The organism is Flammeovirga aprica JL-4 (assembly GCF_012844305.1).
Classification (GTDB): domain Bacteria; phylum Bacteroidota; class Bacteroidia; order Cytophagales; family Flammeovirgaceae; genus Flammeovirga; species Flammeovirga aprica.
Genome location: NZ_JABANE010000223.1, coordinates 1 through 4,248 on the forward strand (window position 1 = coordinate 1; position 4,248 = coordinate 4,248).

Genomic DNA, 4,248 nt, shown 5'->3' on the forward strand with positions numbered 1-4,248 from the left:
ATTCATCACCATGTCAGTGATCAATATATCCAACGATATTTAGATGAATTTCATTTTCGATTTAATAGAAGGGTATATCGGAAAACAATTTTCAAAAAATTATTGGCACGGATGGTTTCTTCAATTCATGTCACCCAAAAACAGCTTTGTGATTGGGCGACGTAAGTTTATATACCTAAAAATTAATAAGAATAAATAGCATTTCATGGTAAATATCGTTTCATACTTTAAGTACTGATTAATGTCAAATGAGCTATCAATTGAACTTTAATAGCTTTCTATAATTTCTTGTATAAATGGTAATGAAGGTAACTACCTACACCACAATTGTTATTTGTAATAGCACAGATTAAATCTGAACAGAAAGAAGTAATTAAAAAAATCTAGTATTAATTCTATATTAGGACAAGATAGTTCTTTATCCTTTTCATTTCAAAAATAAATTGTAATAATTCAAGTTCATTGATTAAGATAGCAAACTCGAAAAAGATAAGTTTGATAGTTTGGGAAGGAGAAAAAATTCTCCTTCCACTTTATTAATTTTTCAGTTTTATCTTGCAACTGTTGTTTCTAATTTTTCTAAGAAACCATCTGTATTGGTCGTCATTCTTACCTCTGATTTCCAATCACCTCCTGCAGCTGAAACTTTGATAAGTACATGGTTCCAACCTTTTTCAAGTGGCATCTGTTCTACTACAAACTGATCTTTCTTGAATGGTTTTTTCTCAGGAAATTTCACAAACTCTTTACCGTTAATGATTACTGCCATGGCATCTTTTGTACCAATGTGCAGGTCTACTCTTGGCATATTCGGCTCAATTAATAAATCTGTTAATGATCGTGGACTTTTCACCCAGAAGCTTAAATAACCTACACAATCATGTAACTTACCTAAATTCATATTTGGGAAGTCCCAAACACCCTTATTATTCGCTGACGCAATTTCCCAATATTTACCGTTGATTTTAGAGCCAATCGTAGCTTCTTCTACTTTATTATTTTTATCTAAAACCATTTTTATCTGTTCTCTTGGGTGAATTCCAGAATGTTGGAACATACCACTAAAGAGTGCATTTTGCAATTGTCCGTCTTTGTTAATTGCCATTGGAATATCCATTGCCTTCCCTTCAAATTTACCACCTAAATTTGTAATCATTTCACGGATAATACCGTTTGCTTGTGATTTCAGGCTAAACAAGTCGATTGTAGATACAATTAACTCACCCTTACCCATTCTTTGGAAAGCAATAACATTAGAAGGATTTTTTGCTTCCCTTTCACTTCTATATACTTTAGCCGTTTTTAAATACTCTCTTTGATAATTCCATTGTCTCCAATCTGTATTACATGCTTTCAAAACTACCTTTGATTGTTCTACCCATTCTCCGTCCATAGAGATTGTTGAAACAGGTTCTTTTGTCAGTTCACTGAAATATAAGCTTTTATTGTTTTGATAATTCAGAATTGGATGATCTCCCTTCACAACATAACTTGTAGCTTTTCTGTCATAAAACTTCACGTCTTGTTGAGAGAGTGCTTTTATTAACTCTGAAGATGCACTAGTTGCTCCCCAAATCACCATAGAACTACCGTTTCTAATAGCTTGATCAAGGTTAGAAATTAACTTCTTATCCAATTTTGGAGGATTGTCACCATCCACAATAATAAGCTGTGCTTTCTTCATTGATAAAGGTGATACTTCAACCGCCAAGTTTTGGAATTTCTGCGTTAATTTTTTCTCATTATCAGTACTTAAAATCGAGATAGATTCTTTAGTTGCTTCAGCCGGCACTTTCACTGTATTATCATATTTTACAGCCCAGTGATTTTCTATATTTTTCGCATTATCAGAAAAAGCAATTTTTACAGCTTCAAGTAATGGCCACGCTTCATAAAGAGGTAAGCTTGGATCATACCCTGGGTTGAATGTAGAGGTGTATGGCCCTAAACGTTCTGGCTGATATCCTGGAATTCCTTCTTTGTACTTTCCAAAGAAAATACCATCTTGAGGAGTAGACGCACGTTTAATATCCTTAAGACCAAGTGCTAATGGTTTTACAGCATACCAAGCTAAATTAAAGATCGATACATAAGATGCATTTAATTCTCTTTGTTCTTTGATCAATTCATAAGCTTCACCTGCTAGTCCTTCCATTCTACCCAATTGTGATTCAAATGCTCTATCACCGTTAATTTTTGAAATTTGCAATGGTGTACCATAATACCCCATACCTGTTTCTCCAATACCCCAAGGCTTATTTTGTGAAGACCATTCTGTCATTGCATTTGGACCACCATAATGACCAATCACTGTAGGTAAGTCCGTTTCTGCCTGTGTCTCACCATCACCCGAAATCCAATTACGTGTAGTATCGTACTTTCTTGTGATAGCCACCCAGTTATTGATTTCCTGAATATTTCTGTCTAACAATTTCTGAGGAGCATGAAATACATGTTTTGTTACAGGCAATGTCTCATTACAAACACTCCATCCCATTACTGAAGGGTAGTTACGATCTCTTAATACAAGTCCTTTTACATGCTCTTTACAAGCTTCCCAATAAATTTCAGAATCAATCTTTGGTCCTCCATCACTAGACCAAATACCTGTTTCATCTAGAATACAAATACCCATTTCATCAGCCATTTCTAAATAGAAACGAGGGAATACTTGAGCATGAAGTCTCACTCCATTAGCGTTATTATCTTTAAGCATTCTATACCATGAGAATGCATAACGTCTTGTCAATTGAGGAATTCCCATAAAGTGCCATGAATCACCTCTTACTTCAAACGGCTTTCCATTTAATTCAAAATGCGTTCCTTTGATCTTGAATTCTCTCCATCCAAAACGTTTGTAATCTAAATCTGTTGTCTTCCCTTTTTGGTTCAATGCAATACTTAAACCGTATAAATTAGGTGTATCAGGAGTCCAATAGTCCAATCCTTCAACATTTTTAGTAGATACGATAAACACCTTTTTTGAATTGGGCTCAATTTCTAGTTTTGATTGATCAAACGTTAAAACTGTTTTACCTAATTCCCATTTTACGTCAGGCATTTCAATAGTAGTAAAACCATTTTTATTAATCCATTGTGCTACCGACGCATTAATATCGAATTTAACTTTTTTGTCTGTTGTATTATGAACAGTTACCTCCAACTCCAACTTCTTTTCAGCTACTAACGGTTTTATATACGTATCTGAAATATAAACAGGATCAAAACGCTGTAAGTAAGCATCTTGCCAAATACCTAGGATAAACTTACCCCAAAAAGAACCTGCAACATAATTACGTCTACCATATTTTCCTGGATCATCCAGTAAACTACCATGAGCAACCCATAAAAGGATTTCATTATCCTGCCCAGCTTTAATATGATCAGTAATATCAAAGTCAAAAGGTAAAAAAGCATCAAAATGATCACCTACCTCTTTTCCATTTACAAAGACTTTTGCGTAACCTGCAACAGCTTCAAAGTGAAGGTTAATACGATCTTTCCCCCAATTAGCAGGAACCTTAATCACTTTTTTCAACCAACCTGACTTTGTATCATTCCATTCTAGTGGATAAGATGGGTAAGTGATGAAATCTCCACCAGAACCATCAGTAAAACCATTGATATTCCATGGCGAAGGAACTTTATAAGCTGTTTTATCCCATCCTCCTTTAGTAGGTGTTTTTACATTTTTGATTTCTTCAAATGAAACCCCTTTTGGTAATTGTACAGTTTTAAATTCCCAGCTACCATTTAAGCAAATTTCTCCTCTATAAGGTTTTTGTACTTTTTTAATTAGGCCTTCTTGAGGTGCAAAAGGATGATTAAATGTAATCCTTTGCGACCATCCGACATTACTTATAAGCAATATCAATAAAAAGATTGTTTGTTTACGCATATTCATAATTCATTCTACTTCTCAGAGTAATTACTAAAACATGTCACTAAGGTATAGTCAGAGAATTAATAAAGAGATTAATCCTAATTAATATAAGTGTCTTTTTGATACTTTATAACCCAAAAACTGCTTTAATATAGCTGTAAAGGGGCATAAATGACATGTTATGCCAACATTTAACAATATAACATTGCATTAAAGCATTGCTGATCAGTTTCTTTAATTTACACCCTCTGAATTATAATAACTGCGTTATAATGAAGTATTAATTATTACTTATTAAGTATTGAGACATTTTAAAGTATAACTAAAAATGAGCTTTTGAAAATTGAAGAAACAACTGTTTACCA

The 4,248-nt window shown here is 33.6% G+C and carries 1 protein-coding gene; it reads right to left on the reverse strand.

Annotation, left to right across the window (positions count from 1 at the left end):
* Positions 1–550 precede the first annotated feature (550 nt).
* A complete protein-coding gene (locus tag HHU12_RS33165; protein ID WP_169661017.1) occupies positions 551–3,898 on the reverse strand; it encodes a glycoside hydrolase family 2 protein in 3,348 nt (1,115 codons plus the stop codon).
* Positions 3,899–4,248 lie beyond the last annotated feature (350 nt).